Origin of the sequence: Shinella sp. M27 (assembly GCF_049199905.1) — a bacterium.
Taxonomy (GTDB): Bacteria; Pseudomonadota; Alphaproteobacteria; order Rhizobiales; family Rhizobiaceae; genus Shinella.
Map to the genome: position 1 here is coordinate 123726 of NZ_JBLZPK010000048.1, position 17017 is coordinate 140742.

Consider the following 17017-nt stretch of genomic DNA (forward strand, 5'->3'; position numbering starts at 1 on the left):
GATCAGTGCTCCCTGAAAGCCAATGTCAAAATTTTGTCCTCGCTCATCTCCACGCGTTCAAGGATGCCGGCGAGCCGGCCCTTCGACAGGACCGCGACGCGGTCGCAAAGCGCGAGAATTTCCGGCACCTCGGACGAGGCCATGATGACCGTCAGCCCTTGCTCGGCGGCTTGAGCGATGATGGTGTAAAGATCAGCCTTCGCACCCACGTCCACGCCATGTGTTGGCTCATCGAGAAGCAAAAGCTGCGGCTCGGCCATGAGTGCCCTGGCAAAAATGACCTTCTGTTGATTGCCTCCCGAGAGCGTCGAGATCGGTTGCATGTCGGTGGCCATGCGTATCCCGAGGCTCCTGGCGAAGGCCCCCATGCGACCCGCCTCTCCGCTGCGATCTGAAAAGACGCGACCGGCGAAGCGCCGCAAGCTCGAAATCGCGCCGTTGTCACGCACGGAATGCTGCGGGAGAATGCCCGCCGTCTTGCGCCCCTCCGGCACCAGGGCCACACCGCTCTTCACCGCATCACTCGGGTCTCGCGGCGCGAAGCGCTGCTGATTGAGCGTGAGCTGTCCCGATTTTACGGGGCGAACGCCATGGATCACGTCGAGCAGTTCGGTACGCCCTGCCCCGACAAGGCCGAACAAGCCAAGGACCTCGCCTCGCCGCACGTCCAGGCTGATATCCTTAAGGTGCGCACCATCAGAGACGTTCTTGAGCGAAAGCGCGACGGCGCTCTCATCGATGGCGCGCGGTTTGTAATCGTAGATTGCCGGCTTGCCGGTCATGTCTGCGATCAACTGCTCCCGGCTCGTTTGCGTCGGTCTGCGCTCACTGACGATGGCGCCGTTGCGCAGAACCACCAGCCGGTCGCAGAGGCCGAGTGCTTCTTCCAGACGATGCGTGATGAAGATGATCGCCGTACCGGCTTCCCGCGCATTGCGGACATAGGAGAAGAAGCTTTCCACCTCATGTGGGGTCAGAGAGGAGGTCGGTTCGTCGAGAATCAGCAGGCGCGGCTGCCGTCCCGCCGCCTTGGCGATCTCGATCAACTGCTGCTCGCCTGCGCGAAGCCCGCTCGCTTCCTGCGCCGGATCAAGGCCGCCCGCCCCTACCCTTTCCAGCAAGGCCTTTGAGGAGGCACACATCAATGCCTTATCGACAAAGCCGAACGGCGTGCGTGGAAAGCGCCCGAGATAGAGATTTTCTGCCACGGACAATGCGCCGACAACCGAAAGCTCCTGGTGGACGAAGCTGATGCCCGCCGCAATGCCATCACCGACATTGCTGAAACGCACGGTCTCGCCGGCAAGGTCGATCGTGCCGGAATCGGCAGTGAGTCCGCCGGACAGGATGTGCATCAGCGTCGATTTGCCTGCACCGTTTTCACCAAGCAATCCGATAACCTCGCCCGGATAGAGATCGAGGTCGACGGAATGCAGCACCGCATTGCCGGAAAAGGCCTTCGCAACCGCACGGGCGCGAACGAGCGGCTCGCGGCCATCGTGACCGGCGCGAGGCGCGCCGGTCGTGGTTTCGGCAATCTTACTTGGCATCGGCGGGGGTCAGCAGGTTACCAACAACCGGGATGACCTTGGCCGGCGGCTCCTTGCCGGCAACGAGATAGTTGTAGAGCATGACGCTGGCATCGAGCGCCTGCTGGTAGGGCGCCTGGTCGAGAAGGCCTACCATCTCACCGGTCTTCAGATACTGCATGTTGTCAGGCGTATGGTCGAAACCGATGACGCCGACCTTGCCGGTGAGGCCGAGATCCTTGACGGCCTTTGCCGCGCCGAACGGGCCACCTGCCGTGACATAGACCATCGAAAGATCCGGATTGGACGTCATCATGTCCTGAACAAGCGAATAGGCCTCTTCCGCCTTGTCCTTGTTCTCGAACGGGCCGACGATCTGGATGTCGGGCGTATTGGCCTTGAGATAATCGACCGCACCGTTCATGCGCTGGGTGTGCTGCGTGGCGCCGAAGTAGCCGGTGATCACGCCGAGCTTGCCCTTGCCGTTCATCTTTTCCTGAATGAACCTACCGATCTGCTCGCCGGCCGATGTCGCGTCCTGGCCGATGAAGGCGAGGCGTTCGGAGGGGGCGGCCCCTTCCGCGACGATGTTGAAGACCGGCACACCGGCTTCCGTCGCCTCGTTGATGATGCGGGCCGTGCCGTCGAAGATCGGAACGACGACGATGCCGTTATACTGCTTGGCCAGCGCGCCTTCGATGCCGGCGACAACCGCTTCGGCCGAAAGCTCGTTGCCGAGATCAACGAAATCGACGGTGGCATTGAAGCCCTTGAGATAGTCGTTGGCGGCCTTGGCGCCATCCGTCACCGGCGTCCAAAACGGATTATTCTGGAACGACAGGAAGGCGATCTTCACTGGTCCCTTCGTGTTTTCCACGGCGGCGACTGTGCCGCCCTTTGGTGGCTCCGCCGCATTCGCCACGGAAAAAATCGATGCGAGACCGAGCGCGGCCGCAGCCGTCAGTTTCGTGATTTTTCTGGTCATGTTCATCTCCTCCACTGGATTGATCAATCGTCTTCACTGCCGCGTTGCAGGCCGTCCAACGCCACGGCGAAGATGATCACCAGTCCCTTGGTGACGACCTGCCAGTAGGCGGAGATGCCGAGCAGCACGAAAGCATTGTTAAGCAGCGCCATCAGCAGCGCGCCGATGACGACACCGGCAATCGAGCCTCGGCCGCCGCTGAGCGCCGTGCCGCCAAGAATGACGGCGGCGATGACGTCGAGTTCGTAGCCAACGCCGAGATTGGGATCGGCGCTTGCCAGGTTTCCGGACAGGATGAGCCCGCCGAGACCGGCAAGCAGCCCGCAGAACGCAAAGATGAAGAGCCGCGTTGCCTTGAGATCAACACCCGCCAGACGCGACGCCTTCGGATTGTCGCCGATCGCGTAGATCTCGCGGCCCCTCACGGTGCGAACGGAAAAGACATGAACGGCAACGGCCAGCACGATCATCAACAGGAAGGAGACCGGAATGCCTGCGATGCGGCCTGCGCCGACAAATTCCGCAAAGCCACCCATCGGCACGGGAATGCCCCCCGTCATCAGGAGTGCGATGCCGCGCGCGACCGACAACGTGCCCAGGGTCGCGATGAACGGATTGATCTTTAGCCGCGTATAGAGCAGGCCGTTGATGATGCCGCAGCCTAGGCCCGTGAGTAGGCCCGCAATGAGACCGACGCTTTCAAACCCGGTATCCCTGATGACGACGGCGGCCACGACGGCGGACAGCCCAATGACCGAACCGACCGAAAGGTCTATGCCGCGGCCGATGATGACCAGCGCCTGACCGAGTGCGACGATGGCGACGACCGAGGCCTGCCGGCCGACGTTCAGGAGGTTGCGCGGCGCCAAAAAATACTCGCTGGCAAAGGAAAGGTAGGCGGCAACCACCAAAAGCATCAGCAGAACCGATGCTTCGCGGTGGCGTCCGAGACGCTTCAGCGCGACAAGACTCGTGTTCATGCGCCTTCTCCTATCGCCGCCGGAAGACTGGCGGACGCTTTTCCTTGAAGGCCTGCCGGCCTTCCTGGGCGTCGGCGGTGGCAAAGCAGATCGTCTGGAGATCGCGCTCGTATTCGACGGCCTTTTCATGCGGCATCGAAGCCGCGGCCTTGAGGTTGAGCTTAGCGGTTTCAGCCGCGATCGGTGCGCGCGAGGCAATGGTTTCAGCGATGGCCCGCGCCCGCGGCAGCAATTCCTCGGAACTCACCACATCGCTGACGAGACCCCACTGCTGCGCCTTCTCCGCGCTGATAGGATCGCCGGTCATGATCATCAGCGCGGCATTCGACGGACCGATGGAATGAGCTAGGCCCGCCGCCATGCCCCCGCCACCGATCCAGCCGAGCTTGATCTCGGGAGCCGCGAATTGCGCGTTTGACGACGCGATGCGGATATCGCAGGCCATGGCCGTCTCAAGCCCGCCACCGAATGCATAGCCATTGACGGCAGCAATCGTCGGCTTCAGCAGCGCGTGGATGGCGTCGCAATAGTCATCGCGATTGCGAAACTGCCAGGGCGTCTCGTATGTATCAAGCTCGCGGATGTCGGAGCCAGCGCAGAAGGCGCGCTCCCCGGCTCCCGTCAGGATGACGCAGCGGATCGTGTCGCTGTCGTTGCACTCCTTGACCGCCGCCACGATGGCATCGGCCATTTCAGGCGTGACGGCATTCAGCTTGGCCGGGCGGTTCAGAGTGATCGTCGCGATCGCGCCGTCCACCGAGAAAATGATTTCCTCCGTCATGTCGTCTCCTATCGTTCCTCACCGCCGCGCCTGTGGGCACGGTAGAGGACTTGCAGCTGGGCGAGCACACCCGCAGCCGCAGCCTTTGTTTCAAACGATTGGCGCAGCAGCGCGGATGCCTTGCTCTGGAAGGCGATGTAACCGTCATGGCGCGGACGGACATAAGCCGCCTCGATCGTCTCGGCCGTCTGGCGGTAGAAGCCGTTCCAGTGCCGGTTGACGCCGTTGTCGAACCAGGCTTCGCGCCGCGAGGGCTGGCCGTCGTGGGCGGGAATGAAATTGATCTGCGCCTCGCGGCTCATCAACCAGAGCAGGTGCGTCTTCAATTCGGGGGTCGGATCACAACGCTTCGAGATGCCGATGCCGGTGCCACCAAGCGTGGAACCGGGGCGACCGCCGGCAGCGCGCCGTGGTGCGTTCGCGAAGGTGACTGGCTTACCGGTGCCGGGTGCGGAATAGTTCACATAGCCGTAGACGAGCGGGCATAGCGATACGTCATCCGAAGCGGCCATATGGCCGAGAATGCCGATCGGGTTTTTTTCGAAAACAACACGCGGGCTGCGTGATGCCAGCTCGGTCATCAGGTCATAGACCGTCTTTCCAGTCTCGGCGGAAACGAGAACATCGGGGTCGGCTTCGGCCGGCGGCTCGCCATGGGCAGCAGCAATTGACAGGAAGCTCAAAGCGGCATGCGGCCCCGCAAGAGAAAGCGCAACCTTGCCCGTGCGGCGGGAAAGCTCGGCCACGGCCGCCCATGTCTCCGGCGCCTCGCCTTCCACGAGATCGGCGCGCAGCGCCATCACTTGCGTCGCGGCATCGAGCGGCAGCGCCCAGTGCTGGCCGGCATAACGATAGCTCGACAGAGAAGGGCCGATGCTTTCGGCCGCCAGGGCCTCAACCACATCCGTGCCGAACACGCTTTCGAGCGATTGCAGGCAATCGCCACCAACCGCTTCACCGACATGCGGATGATCAAGCACGACGAGGTCGTAGCTCGCGCAGAGATCGGCGATCGGATGCGACTCGAATCCTTCGAGCGGCTGTTTTTCCCACTGAATATCGAGACCGGCCGCAATCACCTCATCACGCTTTGCGGCTGCGGCGAGCGCGTTGAAGCCACGCGGATGGTCCCAGGTAAGCGCCTTGATCGTCGCCATGGTCAGATCGTTCCCGTCGCAACAGCGCCATTCGCCACGAGCGCGGCGATCGCCGCGTCGTCGTAGCCGGCCTCCTTCAGCAGTTCGTGCGTGTGCTGGCCAGTAACGGGCGCGCCACGCTCGACCGTGGACGGGGTTTTAGAAAACTTGATCGGGAAACCCGGCGTCTTGACGCGGCCTTCCGTCGGATGATCGTAGTCGACGAAGGTGCCGTTGTGCTTGATCTGCTCGTCCTCGACGAGATCGGCATAGCCGTAGACCGGGCCGCACCAGATATCGGCGGCGCGCAGCAATTCCAGCCACTCGGCCGAGGACCTGGCCTTCAATCGGTCGCGGGTCTTGGCGAAAATTTCGTCGCGCCGCGCCCAGCTATCGACCTCGTCGTCCATCGTCAGGAAACTGTCTTCGCCGATCACCTCACCCAGCGTCTTCAGCTTCGGGAAGGCGACGATGATAAAACCGTCGCTGGTGGCGAAGGCGCCGTAGGGTGCGCGAATATAGACATGGGCATGCGGCTCGGCGGAGCGCTGCTGCGGTTTGCCGCCCACCGTGAAGACCGAAAGCTCCTGCATCTGGATCGTCGTGATGGCATCCAGCATGTTGACCTGCACAAGCTGGCCCTCACCGGTCCGTTCGCGATGGAACAGTGCGGCTAGCGCGCCTTCGAAAGCCGTATAAGCCGTGATCGCATCGACGAGATACTGACCGGCGGCCGTCGGCGGCTCGCCCTCGCGGCCGGCCGACAGCATGGCGCCGGACATGCCCTGGAGAACGAGATCCTGTCCGGGACGGTTCACATAGGGGCCGTCTTCGCCATAACCCGACATCGACACATAGACGAGGCGCGGATTGATCTTCGACAGCGTTTCGTAATCGACGCCGAGGCGCTTGGCGACGCCGGGACGATAGTTCTGCAGGAAGACGTCAGCCGTCTTGACAAGATCCAGCAAGACCTTCTTGCCGTCTTCCGACTTGAGGTCGACGGCAAGCGAACGCTTGTTTCGATTGAGCGACAGAAACGAGACGTTGACGCGATTGCCGCCAGCGCCGCCGGCCGCGACATGGCGTTGCCATTCACCCGTCGTCGGTTCGACCTTGACCACGTCCGCGCCCAGATCGCCAAGCCGCTGGGCCGCAAACGGTCCCGCCATGGCGATGGAGCAATCCAGGACTCTGATACCCGACAAAACACCCATATGCGGTCGCTCTCCTGCAAGCCTTCAAGTTGGCGGCAACTTAGCGGATAAATTTGGCCTGTCCAGAGTGAGCGCTAACTATTTTTGAATTGCTTCGGCACAATGATCCGTTCATCATGGCAATTATCAAGCGTGACTTGATGAGCGCTAACTTTGATATTGACCAACGGATGCATGATGAATAGATAATTCATTGGTAAAGGTGGAGCGGCCCAAGCGCCGCTGGAGGAGGAAATCAATGAAGACGTTTCAGTCAGGCTTTCGCCTGAGCTTGCTTGCCGCCGCGCTGCTTTCGTCGGCCGCAGTACCCGCATACGCGGACGCCCGGTCCGACGCATTGCAGGCTCTGCCGGAAAACGTGCGCGCGCTCTATACGGACGCCGTCGATGTAGCGCCGGCCGCCCTCGCCGACTTCAAGGCGCCGGCCAAGCCGTGGCGCTGGTGCCATTCGGAATCCTATATGGGCAACCCCTGGCGCGTGACCTTCAATGACGAGCTCGCCCGTCTCGTCGACGGCGCCAAGGAAGCCGGCGATGTCTCGGAGTTCATCGTTTCCGACTCCAACGGCGACGCCACGCAGCAAATCTCGCAGATCCGCTCCTTCATCGAACGCGGCTGCTCGGTCATCACCACGATTGCCGGCTCCTCGACCGCGCTCAATGCCGTCATCGAAGACGCGCAGAAGGCCGGCATTCCCGTCATCACATCCGCAGGCGCGGTAACGACGCCCGCTGCCATCAATGTCATGCACAACCAGAACCTCTGGGGCTACCAGATGGGCAAGGGCATAGCCGAGGCGTTGCCCAATGGCGGCACCATCCTTCAGGTCGAAGGCATTTCCGGTCACCCGCTGGTGCAGCAGGAAAATGCAGGCCTCGACAAGGCCGTTGCCGAAAGCGGCAACCTGACGATCGCCCGCAAGGTGAGCGGCGAATGGACCGGCACGACCACCAAGTCCGCCGTTCTACAGGCGCTGGCAACAACGCCGCAGCAGATCGATGCGGTGTGGTCCACCGGCAGCGAGGCCCGCTTCATCGCCGAGGCCTTTCAGCAGGCCGGCCGGCCTCTCCCACTGATAGCAGGCTCCATTTCGGGCGATGCGCTCGGCTTCTGGCACGAAAACCAGGATACCTTTAAATTCTACGGCGGCGAGGTTTCGCCGCATGTTGCCGCGCAGAACGCGTTCCGCGTCGCCCTGCGCATCATCTCGGGTCAGAAGCCGATCGTGAACACGATCATTGCGCCGATGCCCACCATCACGCAGACCGACCTGCCGACCTGGTACAAGGACTGCATGAAGCCGGATTCGGCCGCGATCTTTCCGATCCCGCCGCAGGACCCGTTCTCGGAAGAGCTGCTCAACGGCTATTTCTCGAACGGCCAGGCAACGCCGCTCTACGATTTCGCCAAGGTCCCGGCCTCCTGCGCGAAGTAATCGCCTGTGCGAGGACCACCGCCGGATGCCCGCCGGTGGTCCCGCCGCGTTCGGCAATGAGAAGGCTGCTCTGAATGCTTGGTACGACACATCCGCAATCCGGACTGGCGGTCGCGACGTCCCGGATCCATCTCGTCGTCGCCGAGAACGGCGGGGCAACGCCCCATCGCGAGGGCAGCGTTGAACTCTCTGTCAGCCACCTGACCAAGCGCTATGGCGAAACGCTGGCCCTCAGCGACGCATCCGTAACGTTCACGGCCGGCATCCACACGATCCTTGGCGAAAACGGCTCCGGCAAGAGCACGATTCTCAAGATCCTCTCCGGCGTTATTGCGCAAAGCGAGGGCAAAGTTGCCCTGAACGGCCGCGCGATCAACCCGCGCACGCCGCGCGACATGCATGATCTCGGCCTTTCCACGGTCTTCCAGGAAGTGCTGATCGCGCCACATCGCACGGTTATCGAAAACATCTTTCTCGGTTATGACGGCCCGCTCAAGCGGCGGATCGCGAAATCCGCGCGCGCGCCGCTCGCCGACGCGCTGCTTGCGGAAATCTCGCGCTTCCCCATCCCGTTGTCGGCGCCGGCCGGAGAACTGCCGCTCGCAAGTCAGCAACTCATCGTTCTCGCCCGCGCCCTCGTCCGCCTGCCGTCCATCCTGCTGCTCGACGAGGCGACGGCCGCCCTCGACTATGCCGACCGCGATCTCGTCTTCAATGCGATCGAAAACTATGCGGCTGCCGGCAACATCGTCATCTTCATTTCTCACCGTCTTGAAGAGGTACGCCGTCTGTCCGACCGCGTCACCGTGCTCAGAAGCGGACACATCGTCGAAACGCTCGAGCGGGACGGCATTACCGCCGAGAGGCTCCTGAAGCTAATGGCCCCGGAGGCGGCGATCCATGCCTGACGACACCATCCTTCTGCGCTACGACAGCCTCGTCCTCGCGCCTGGAAGGGCGCCGCTGTCCGGCGCCATCCGTGCCGGCGAGATAACCGGCATCGCCGGCCTCGAAGGCCATGGGCAGGAGCAATTCCTGTTGGCACTGGCCGGCCTCGGCCGGATCCGCGAAGGCGCGATTACCGTCGAGACGACAGATCGCGGCCCGCTCGGCTATCGCGATCACTACGAAGCGGCGCGGCACGGCGTTGTCTACCTGCCGCGCGACCGGCGGGCGACCGGCATTTTCCCCGTCCTCTCCGTGCTGGACAATTTCGCAATACCATCCATGCCGCGTTTTTCTCTGGCCGGCATCCTGAACCGCAAGCGCCTGAAGGACGAACTCGCCGCCTACACGGACTTCCTGTCGATCCGCTACCCCTCGGCCGATGCACCGATTTCCGCACTCAGCGGCGGAAACCAGCAGAAGGTACTGCTGGCGCGCCTGCTCGCGCTCAAGCCGCGCGTCATGCTGCTCAACGACCCGACGCGCGGTGTCGATCTCAACACGCGCCTCAAATTCTACGAAGCATTCCGCAAGCTCGCGGCCGAAAACGGCATCGCCCTCGTCATCCTCTCGAGCGAGATCGAGGAAATCCTCACGCTTTGCGACACGGTCTCGATCTTCCGGGATTTCGAATGCAGCACGGTTCTCGACCGCGCCTCCATGTCGATGGAGCGCGTCATGTCCGCCATGTTCGGTCAGGAAGGAGTGCAGGCATGAGCACCGATCCAATGACATTTAACAAACCGCACTTCTGGGATCGCAGCGAAACACGCCTCGCAGCGATCCTTTTCGTCGTACTCATTCTGCTCAACGCCGTTCTCAACCCCGTTCGGTTCTCCCCGGCGAACTGGTCGACCGTACTCGGCCTCGCCGCCCCGATGATCCTTGCAACCATGGCGACGACGCTGCCGTTCCTCGCCGGTCGCGGCTCCATTGATGTATCGGTCGGCCCACTCATGGGCCTTATCAACGTCATCCTCATCAAGGTGGTCATCGGTGATCTCGGCATATCCTCGCCCTGGATCATCGTTCCGGCCGCTCTCCTGCTCGGGCTTGCCTCCGGTGCCCTGAACGGCTTCCTGGCCGCGATCCTGCGCATCCAGCCGATCGTTGCGACACTCTCGACCTATCTTATCTATAGCGGCCTTGCGCTCTCCATTCTGCCCTCGCCGTCCGGCACCGTGCCGGGATGGCTGTCTGCGCTTTCAGGCCCGTTGTCCTTCATCCCCGTCGGTGTCGTCATCGTCGCCTGGCCCTTCTTCAAGCGGTTGCCATTCTACGAGCTTCTGATGGCCGTCGGCAGCGATGATCGCGCCGCGTTTACCGCCGGGGTGAATGTGCCCGTCATCCGGTTCTTCGCCTATGTGTTTTCCGGTCTGGTTGCCGGTGTCGCGGCCCTTGCGCTAACCGCACTGATCGGGTCCGGCGACCCGAACATCGGGCCCGGCTATACGCTGATCGCCATTGCGGCGGCAGCGCTCGGCGGCGTCAGTCTCGCCGGCGGCGTCGGCGGGCTGGCGGCAGCCTTCATCGGCGCGGCCGATATCTTCCTGCTGCAGAACGTGCTGACCTCCTTCAACGTCTCCACCTTCATGCTGCAGGCCGCCTATGGCCTCGTTCTGGTGCTCGCCGTTTGCCTCAATTCCGAAACGCTCAAAGCACGGTTCCAGACTTGGAAGGCCAGCCGATGACGATCGCCCTCTTCTCCAATCGCGCCCTGATCGCCTTCATTGGCGTGGTCGTCGTCTTCCTGCTCGGAACGATCTTCATTCCGGGCTTCGGCAGCGCGTTCTCGGTGCGTGCCATGCTGATCCTGGCATCGCTCTTGGCGATCGCCGCCCTGGGCCAGACGCTCGTCATGATCCTCGGCGGCATCGACCTTTCGATCCCCTTCGTGATCGGTTTCGCCAACGTCGTCTTCGCCAGCCTGTATGGCAGCGGCATGCCGGCTTTACCGGCCTTTCTCATCGTCATCGCCTGCGCTGGCACAATCGGCGCGGTGTCCGGCGCGCTATCGGCTGGCCTCTCGATCCACCCGCTGATCGTCACGCTCGGCGTCGGCACGATCGTTCAGGCCGCCGTGCAGCTTTGGACACGCGGCCTTCCTACCGGCTCGGCGCCGCCGTTTATCAATGACTTCGTTTCGCTCGGCGGAACGATTGGCCCGCTGCCCTTTCCCTGGCTGATCCCGTTCACGCTCGCGCTGACACTCGGATGCGTCTTTGTCTTGCAGCGAACGGTCTACGGCCGTCGCCTCTATGCGCTCGGCTCCAACCTGAAGGCGGCGGAACTTGCCCTCGTGCGACCGGTTGCGATGTGGACGACGACGTTTGCACTCAGTGCGGCCTTCGCCGCCCTTGCGGGTATCCTGCTTGTCGGATTTACGGGTTCGTCGAGCGCAACCGTCGGCACGCCCTATCTGTTCCAGACGGTTTCAGCGGTGGTGATCGGCGGTACCGCGCTGATCGGCGGACGCGGCGGTTTCGTCGGCACGGTCGCCGGTGCCATTGTCCTCGTCGAACTGCGCACGGTGCTGATCGGCTTTGGCCTGTCGGAGGCGCTGGTTCAGTCCGCACTCGGCCTGCTAATCCTCCTGCTGGTTGCGGCTTACGGACGCGACCAGCACATCCGCAACCTGATCTGAGGAGAGGCCCATGGACGAACGACTTGCAAAAACCATCGCCGCGATCAGAGAATCCGGCGCGGACTGGGGCCTCTTTACCAGTCCCGACGGCGTCGCCTATGCGCTTGGCCATATCTCCGGCATCGAGGCCGGCCCTTCGCCTTTCGCAGGCGGCCCCAGCCTCGGCATCGTAGGTGTGAACGGTGAAACCGGGCTGCTCGTCACCAATCTGGAGGCAGGGACCGGCAGTTGGGCCGATCTCGTCGTCACCTATACGGGCTTCTCGTTCAAGGAGCCGACCGATATCTTCGCGAACTACGTTTCGGAGGCGAGGGTCCTGCTGCAACGCCTAAAGGTCGGTGGAAAAATCGCGGTCGAGCACCACGCTCTACCCGCTTCGATCCTCCCGCTGCTGGAAGGCAACGCGATCGTTCCCGTGGAGCCAGCCTTCCGGCGCCAGCGCGCCATCAAGACCAGAACCGAAATCGGCCTGCTGCGCGAAGCGGCGCTGACGGCCTCAGAGGGCCAGAAGGCGTTCCTTTCAACGACCCGTGCCGGGATGAGTGAACTTGACGTGTTCGCCGCCGTCCGCTTGGCCATGGAAACCCGCGCCGGCGAACGGTTGCCGGTGACTGGAGATCTGATCTCCGGGCGCGGGCGTACGTCGCAGTTCATGGGGTGGCCAGGCAACCGCATCCTCGAAAGAGGCGATCCGCTGATCTGCGATCTCGCACCGCGCGTCGCCGGTTACTGGGGCGATAGCTGTGCATCCGCGATGATCGGGCAACCGTCGTCCGGCTTCGAAAAGCTCTTCAGCGCCGCCCGCACTGCATTGGACCTGGCAATCGAAACCATCCGCCCCGGCCTTGGCATCGACACGCTCGACCAGCGCCTGCAGGCGTCGATCACCCGACACGGCTATTCCTACGCGCACCATTCCGGCCATTCGATCGGTACGAGCGTGCATGAATGGCCACGCCTGGTGGCCTATGAACGAGAGACGCTGAGGGAAGACATGGTGATCATGGTCGAGCCGACAGCGCTCGATCCTGACATCGGCGGAGTGCGGCTCGAATACATGCTGCGGGTAACGTCGACCGGCTGCGAGGTGCTCACCGACTTCGAGCACCGTCCGGGCATTCCAGCGCGCTAACCGCTATCGCGGATCATTAGCTTGAAGCCCATGTCGATCAGCGTGGTTTCGGACTGGATGCCGCGCATGCCCTCGAGAAGAAGGCGCCCGGCCTCACGGCCGATTTCCGCCGAGGGCACCGATACTGTTGTCAGCGACGGAATGAGGTGTCGGGCGAGCTCGAAATCACCAAAGCCGGTAATGGCAAGTCGCTCCGGCACTTTGAGCCCGATGCGCACGCTTTCCTGCAGCGCGCCCGAGGCAATGATGTCACTCGAAAACATCACGGCATCCGCTTCGGGATAGCGCGCAAGTGCCTTGCGCAGCAGGTCCGCGCCGGACGCCATGGTCAAGGGCAGGTCGCGTGATATGGAGATGCGCGGCGTCTTACCGGGAAACAATTCCTCCATGACGGCAGCAAACCCGTCCCGGCGTTCGGCCGCGCGGCTGTCGCCCTTGCGCAGAACGCCGGCAAAAACGATGTTCGTTCGCCCAGAGCGCACCAGATGCCGCGCCATTTCCGCAATGGCTACCGTGTTGGAAAAGCCGACGAGCCGATCGATCGGCTTTTCCGTCATGTCCCAGCCTTCGACGACTGGAATGCCGGCACGTTTCAACATGGTCACGCTGGCGCGGGTGTGGTGCGCGCCGATCAGGAACACGCCATCCGGCCGTCGTCCGAGCAGGCTGCGGATCACCTCCTCCTCGCGGTCCAACCGGTAATCGGTGTTGCCGAGAAATATCTGATAGCCCTCGCGATGCAGGACCTCGGAGAAGTGCTGCATGGTCTCAGCGAAGACGGAGGCCGACAGCGTCGGAATGACGGCAGCGACGGTATTGCTCTTATGCGAAGCAAGATGACTAGCCGCGAGATTGTGGACGTAGTGCGTCTTCCTGATCGCATCGTCGATGATCTTGCGGTTTTCCGGTGTCACGGTATCGGGAAAGCGAAGCGCGCGTGAAACCGTCTGCATGGAGACGCCAGCGGCGGCGGCGACATCCGCCATCGTCACCCCTGAGCCCTTTCGGCGGCCACGTTTTGCAGGCTGCTTTTCCTCCGTCACGGTATGAAGGGCCGCACGCATACGGGTGTGCCGATCTCGATACGCCTTCCGCTGTCCGTCAGCGCACCCGTCTCCTCGTTTCGCCGAAAGATCACGATCGCATCACCGTTCTGGTTGGCGACCAGCACATGGCGACCGCTCGGAGTGAGCGCGAAATTGCGCGGCGTCTTGCCACCCGAAGGTTGGATATCCTGCAGCGTCAACTGACCCGTCGCCTGATCGACCATGAAACACGCTATACTGTCCTCGCCCCGGTTCGAACAATAGAGGAAACGCCCGTCCGGTGACAGATGAATATCTGCGCCATGAGATTCCACGCCGGGCCGGATCGTTGACAGCGTCTGCTTGAGCGTCATGCTGCCAGCGTCGCGTGCAACGAAGGACACCGTGGAATCCAACTCGTTGGAAATATAAATGAAACGACCGTTCGCATGCTGCGCGACATGGCGAGGCCCCGCGCCTGCCGGCAGCGTCACGCTGGCGGATCGCATGAGCGTACCGTCGTTCGAAAGTGCATATTCCACGACCTGATCGAGGCCCAGATCGGCGACGAGGACAACGCCTCCCTCGGGAATCTCGCTTACAATATGGGCATGTGGCCGCTCCTGCCGGTCGGCGACCGGGCCGAGCGGGCCATCAAGCCGCACCGAAGTCGCAGCCGGTGCAAGACCGCCATCCTTCCGGATGGGGAAAACCGCAACGGACTGGTCCGGGCCATCGCCGCCCATGGAGTAGTTGGCGACAAGCACAAAACGTCGATCACGCGACACCATGTTATAGGCCGAGATGCTGCCGAGTGTCGGCTGCTTGTTGATATAGGTGAGCGTCTTCGTTGCAGGTGAAAAACGGAAAGCACTGACCGTGCCCTCATGCCAGCCGAACACCTCCGAATTGGCGTAGACTACGCCAGAGGCGGCGTTGACGCTCAGGAAGGTGGGATTGTCGATGGTCGACGTGTTGGCAAGGCGCGTCCAGCCCAGCGCATCCTCGTCGAAGGAAAAGATGGTGAGCCCCTCGCCGCGGGCACCCTGGAAATAGGGTGCCTCGCGATTGAGCGATCCGACGGCGAGATAAAGAGGTTGGCTCACGCGAAAACTCCAGTGCTGCAGGCATCACGGGGCGCGGTCATGCCCCGGCCCGACATGGCATATTCGCATCTTTAGCGCTAGTTCATCACCCAGCCGCCATCGACATTCAATGTCTGCCCGGTAATGAAACCGGCAGCATCCGACGCCAGAAACATCAGGGCGTTGGCAATGTCGCTGGCGCTACCGCGCCGCTTGATCGCCTGATGATCCAGCACAAAGCGGGTGTAGCCCTCGGGATCGGGATGGATCTTCTCCGCATCCGTCGGGAAGGCGCCGGGCGAAACCGCGTTGACCGTGATACCATAGGCGCCGAACTCTCGTGCCCAGGCGCGTGCAAGGCCGATGAGCGCGCCCTTCGACTGGACATAGGGCGAAAGATTGGCCCAGCCGCCATTCGAGGTGACGCTGGCGATGTTGATGATACGCCCCCAGCCCTGTTCGCGCATATGCGGCAGCGCCACCTGAACGCAGACGATGCCGGCATCCACATTGATGCGCTGGACCCGCTGCATTTCCTCAAGGGAATAATTCTCGAATGGTTTTGAGGGATAGATGGCGGCATTGTTGATGACCACATCGAAGCCGCCGACCTCGCGCGACAGCTCTTCGAGAGACGTGCGCAACGCTGCGAGATCCGAGAGGTCGATGGCCTGGATTACCAGATTGCCGAGGCCCTCCTTGTCCGCCGAGGTCTGCAAGGCCGCGTTCTTCAAGGGATCGTTGTCTAGGGCGACGACCTTTGCGCCGGCCCGGAGGAAATTCAACGTGGTCTCCGCACCGAGCCCTCCAGCCGCACCGGTATACAGGATGACCTTGCCAGCGACCGAGATCATGGAGTTCTCCTTCTGCACGGGCTGCTGTGCCTGCATGTTCATGACCGGCCCTCCAGAACAACGTGGTTGCCCGAAGGCTGCGGGAAATCGCCATCCGGCTGGCGGGCAATGGCCGTAATCCGCGCTTCGCTCGCCGCGATCGCCTCGGCATCGGGAAGGATGCGGAACGTCGTGTCGTAGTGGCGCTCTTCACCATTTTCGAGCCAGATCAGCTCGCCTCGGTCACGGGCGGCGCCGTGGCCGAGCACATGGTTGGTCGAGGGCTCGATGCCAACAGCATATTGCCCGGCCTGCAGGTTCTGCCATTCATACATGCAAGGGAACTGATCCTTGCGGGTGACGACCTCAAAGCCAATCCCCAGGCGATCGTTGACCAGCGCGACGGGAACCTCGCCCTTCTCGTCGACCGCCATTTCATGCTGCCAGACCTGCTCGTGGAAGCCGAACTGCGGCGCGGGCATCGTGCGGTATCCGACGCCCTGCTTCTCATAATCTGCCCCAGCATGCGCGGCCCAGACGACGTCGCGCACAGGTGCCAGATAGCGCGACCCTTCGGCTAGAACGGGATGGCCGACATTGATGTGATAACAGAACATGTGCGGTGTGCGGTAGAAGCCGCGATTGACCACCGTGTCGGCAATACGAATATCGTTGGTGCCCGCCTTGATCTCGATGCGGCGCTTCAGTTCGAGATGTTCGCCGAAAACCGTTCCCTGCGTGACGGTGCCTTCGCACCAGAGATAACAATCGTCGCCGTCCCAGCGTTCGCCGTAACCGTCCAGCTTGCCGGGAATGGTACCGACGCGGCCGTGGATGGAGTGCTTCACCGTTTTCTTCGGGCCATAGACATAGTGGTCGGCCGGCTCGTCATACATGAAGAGGATATGGTCGAGGCCGCAGGTGACCATCAGGCCGGAGAAGGAGCGCATCCAGCCGAGACCGCCCTCGCCTTCGTATTCGTGCAGGCCCGGATGGCGGAAGCCGGACGGCGAGTGCCAGCCGATCGACATGCCGCGATACTCGCAGTCCGCAATATCAAGGGCGCGATCGACCAGAACCGTAAAACGCAGGCCCGTGCCGCTGCGGAACTCGAGCATGCGGATGCCACGCTCAAGACCGTCGGACAACGTCATAAGCCGAACGCCGGCAAATTGCGAAAAACGTCCTGCGCTGGCAGCGATATCGCGGCGCGACTTTGCTTCCCCGAATAGTTCGACCATCGTGTTGTTCCTTTTCCCTGCCAGGCAGGTCATGCTGTCTCAAGAGGCG

General features: G+C 62.4%; 16 protein-coding genes. 6 read left to right on the top strand and 10 right to left on the bottom strand.

Annotated features, from left to right (window positions below; translation table 11 throughout):
* Window positions 1-2 precede the first annotated feature (2 nt).
* From ACOZK4_RS19400 to ACOZK4_RS19425, 6 genes are all read right to left on the bottom strand, one after another.
* A complete protein-coding gene (locus tag ACOZK4_RS19400) occupies window positions 3-1439 on the bottom strand; it encodes a sugar ABC transporter ATP-binding protein (RefSeq protein ID WP_421593277.1) in 1437 nt (478 codons plus the stop codon).
* A 100-nt stretch (window positions 1440-1539) separates the two neighbouring features.
* Window positions 1540-2514, bottom strand: a complete 975-nt coding sequence (locus ACOZK4_RS19405; protein WP_421593278.1) for a sugar ABC transporter substrate-binding protein — start codon at window positions 2512-2514, stop codon at window positions 1540-1542.
* Between the two features lie 23 nt (window positions 2515-2537).
* Window positions 2538-3494, bottom strand: a complete 957-nt coding sequence (locus ACOZK4_RS19410; protein WP_421593279.1) for an ABC transporter permease — start codon at window positions 3492-3494, stop codon at window positions 2538-2540.
* 10 nt (window positions 3495-3504) lie between these two features.
* Window positions 3505-4275: an enoyl-CoA hydratase/isomerase family protein gene (locus ACOZK4_RS19415; protein ID WP_313525487.1), complete on the bottom strand. Its 771-nt coding sequence runs from the start codon at window positions 4273-4275 to the stop codon at window positions 3505-3507.
* 8 nt (window positions 4276-4283) lie between these two features.
* Window positions 4284-5432 (bottom strand): extracellular solute-binding protein, encoded by a 1149-nt coding sequence (locus tag ACOZK4_RS19420; protein ID WP_421593280.1) that lies wholly within the window; start codon window positions 5430-5432, stop codon window positions 4284-4286.
* Between the two features lie 2 nt (window positions 5433-5434).
* Complete coding sequence (locus ACOZK4_RS19425) at window positions 5435-6628, bottom strand: CaiB/BaiF CoA transferase family protein (RefSeq protein WP_257946781.1); 1194 nt, start codon at window positions 6626-6628, stop codon at window positions 5435-5437.
* Window positions 6629-6866: 238 nt separating this feature from the next.
* Between ACOZK4_RS19425 and ACOZK4_RS19430 the strand changes: the two genes are divergently transcribed.
* From ACOZK4_RS19430 to ACOZK4_RS19455, 6 genes are all read left to right on the top strand, one after another.
* The gene (locus ACOZK4_RS19430; protein WP_421593281.1) at window positions 6867-8063 is read left to right on the top strand and encodes a substrate-binding domain-containing protein; all 1197 of its coding nucleotides are present in this window, start codon (window positions 6867-6869) and stop codon (window positions 8061-8063) included.
* 74 nt (window positions 8064-8137) lie between these two features.
* Window positions 8138-8971, top strand: coding sequence for an ATP-binding cassette domain-containing protein (locus ACOZK4_RS19435; RefSeq protein WP_421593282.1), 834 nt, complete (start codon window positions 8138-8140; stop codon window positions 8969-8971).
* A complete protein-coding gene (locus tag ACOZK4_RS19440; RefSeq protein ID WP_421593283.1) occupies window positions 8964-9725 on the top strand; it encodes an ATP-binding cassette domain-containing protein in 762 nt (253 codons plus the stop codon). The genes ACOZK4_RS19435 and ACOZK4_RS19440 overlap by 8 nt, the downstream gene beginning before the upstream one ends.
* Window positions 9722-10699 (top strand): ABC transporter permease, encoded by a 978-nt coding sequence (locus ACOZK4_RS19445; RefSeq protein WP_421593284.1) that lies wholly within the window; start codon window positions 9722-9724, stop codon window positions 10697-10699. The genes ACOZK4_RS19440 and ACOZK4_RS19445 overlap by 4 nt, the downstream gene beginning before the upstream one ends.
* Window positions 10696-11652, top strand: coding sequence for an ABC transporter permease (locus ACOZK4_RS19450; RefSeq protein ID WP_421593285.1), 957 nt, complete (start codon window positions 10696-10698; stop codon window positions 11650-11652). The genes ACOZK4_RS19445 and ACOZK4_RS19450 overlap by 4 nt, the downstream gene beginning before the upstream one ends.
* A gap of 10 nt (window positions 11653-11662) precedes the next feature.
* Window positions 11663-12784, top strand: a complete 1122-nt coding sequence (locus tag ACOZK4_RS19455) for a M24 family metallopeptidase (protein WP_421593286.1) — start codon at window positions 11663-11665, stop codon at window positions 12782-12784.
* Here the strand turns inward: ACOZK4_RS19455 and ACOZK4_RS19460 are convergent.
* The 4 genes from ACOZK4_RS19460 to ACOZK4_RS19475 all read right to left on the bottom strand — a co-directional run bounded on the left by ACOZK4_RS19460 (window position 12781) and on the right by ACOZK4_RS19475 (window position 16968).
* Entirely contained in the window at window positions 12781-13770 is a 990-nt protein-coding gene (locus tag ACOZK4_RS19460; RefSeq protein ID WP_421593287.1) for a LacI family DNA-binding transcriptional regulator, read from the bottom strand. The two genes, ACOZK4_RS19455 and ACOZK4_RS19460, sit on opposite strands and share 4 nt — an antisense overlap.
* 53 nt (window positions 13771-13823) lie before the next feature.
* Window positions 13824-14915 (bottom strand): lactonase family protein, encoded by a 1092-nt coding sequence (locus ACOZK4_RS19465; RefSeq protein WP_421593288.1) that lies wholly within the window; start codon window positions 14913-14915, stop codon window positions 13824-13826.
* 77 nt (window positions 14916-14992) lie between these two features.
* The gene (locus tag ACOZK4_RS19470; RefSeq protein WP_421593289.1) at window positions 14993-15790 is read right to left on the bottom strand and encodes an SDR family NAD(P)-dependent oxidoreductase; all 798 of its coding nucleotides are present in this window, start codon (window positions 15788-15790) and stop codon (window positions 14993-14995) included.
* Window positions 15787-16968: an aldose 1-epimerase family protein gene (locus ACOZK4_RS19475; protein WP_313525520.1), complete on the bottom strand. Its 1182-nt coding sequence runs from the start codon at window positions 16966-16968 to the stop codon at window positions 15787-15789. The genes ACOZK4_RS19470 and ACOZK4_RS19475 overlap by 4 nt, the downstream gene beginning before the upstream one ends.
* Between the last annotated feature and the right edge of the window lie 49 nt (window positions 16969-17017).

Excerpts from the sequence above, each read along its gene's own strand:
- ACOZK4_RS19405 (WP_421593278.1), bottom strand. The coding sequence starts at position 2,514 with ATGACCAGAAAAATCACGAAACTGACGGCTGCGGCCGCGCTCGGTCTC.
- ACOZK4_RS19410 (WP_421593279.1), bottom strand. The coding sequence starts at position 3,494 with ATGAACACGAGTCTTGTCGCGCTGAAGCGTCTCGGACGCCACCGCGAA.
- ACOZK4_RS19415 (WP_313525487.1), bottom strand. The coding sequence starts at position 4,275 with ATGACGGAGGAAATCATTTTCTCGGTGGACGGCGCGATCGCGACGATC.
- ACOZK4_RS19420 (WP_421593280.1), bottom strand. The coding sequence starts at position 5,432 with ATGGCGACGATCAAGGCGCTTACCTGGGACCATCCGCGTGGCTTCAAC.
- ACOZK4_RS19425 (WP_257946781.1), bottom strand. The coding sequence starts at position 6,628 with ATGGGTGTTTTGTCGGGTATCAGAGTCCTGGATTGCTCCATCGCCATG.
- ACOZK4_RS19430 (WP_421593281.1), top strand. The coding sequence starts at position 6,867 with ATGAAGACGTTTCAGTCAGGCTTTCGCCTGAGCTTGCTTGCCGCCGCG.
- ACOZK4_RS19435 (WP_421593282.1), top strand. The coding sequence starts at position 8,138 with ATGCTTGGTACGACACATCCGCAATCCGGACTGGCGGTCGCGACGTCC.
- ACOZK4_RS19440 (WP_421593283.1), top strand. The coding sequence starts at position 8,964 with ATGCCTGACGACACCATCCTTCTGCGCTACGACAGCCTCGTCCTCGCG.
- ACOZK4_RS19445 (WP_421593284.1), top strand. The coding sequence starts at position 9,722 with ATGAGCACCGATCCAATGACATTTAACAAACCGCACTTCTGGGATCGC.
- ACOZK4_RS19450 (WP_421593285.1), top strand. The coding sequence starts at position 10,696 with ATGACGATCGCCCTCTTCTCCAATCGCGCCCTGATCGCCTTCATTGGC.
- ACOZK4_RS19455 (WP_421593286.1), top strand. The coding sequence starts at position 11,663 with ATGGACGAACGACTTGCAAAAACCATCGCCGCGATCAGAGAATCCGGC.
- ACOZK4_RS19460 (WP_421593287.1), bottom strand. The coding sequence starts at position 13,770 with ATGGCGGATGTCGCCGCCGCCGCTGGCGTCTCCATGCAGACGGTTTCA.
- ACOZK4_RS19470 (WP_421593289.1), bottom strand. The coding sequence starts at position 15,790 with ATGAACATGCAGGCACAGCAGCCCGTGCAGAAGGAGAACTCCATGATC.
- ACOZK4_RS19475 (WP_313525520.1), bottom strand. The coding sequence starts at position 16,968 with ATGGTCGAACTATTCGGGGAAGCAAAGTCGCGCCGCGATATCGCTGCC.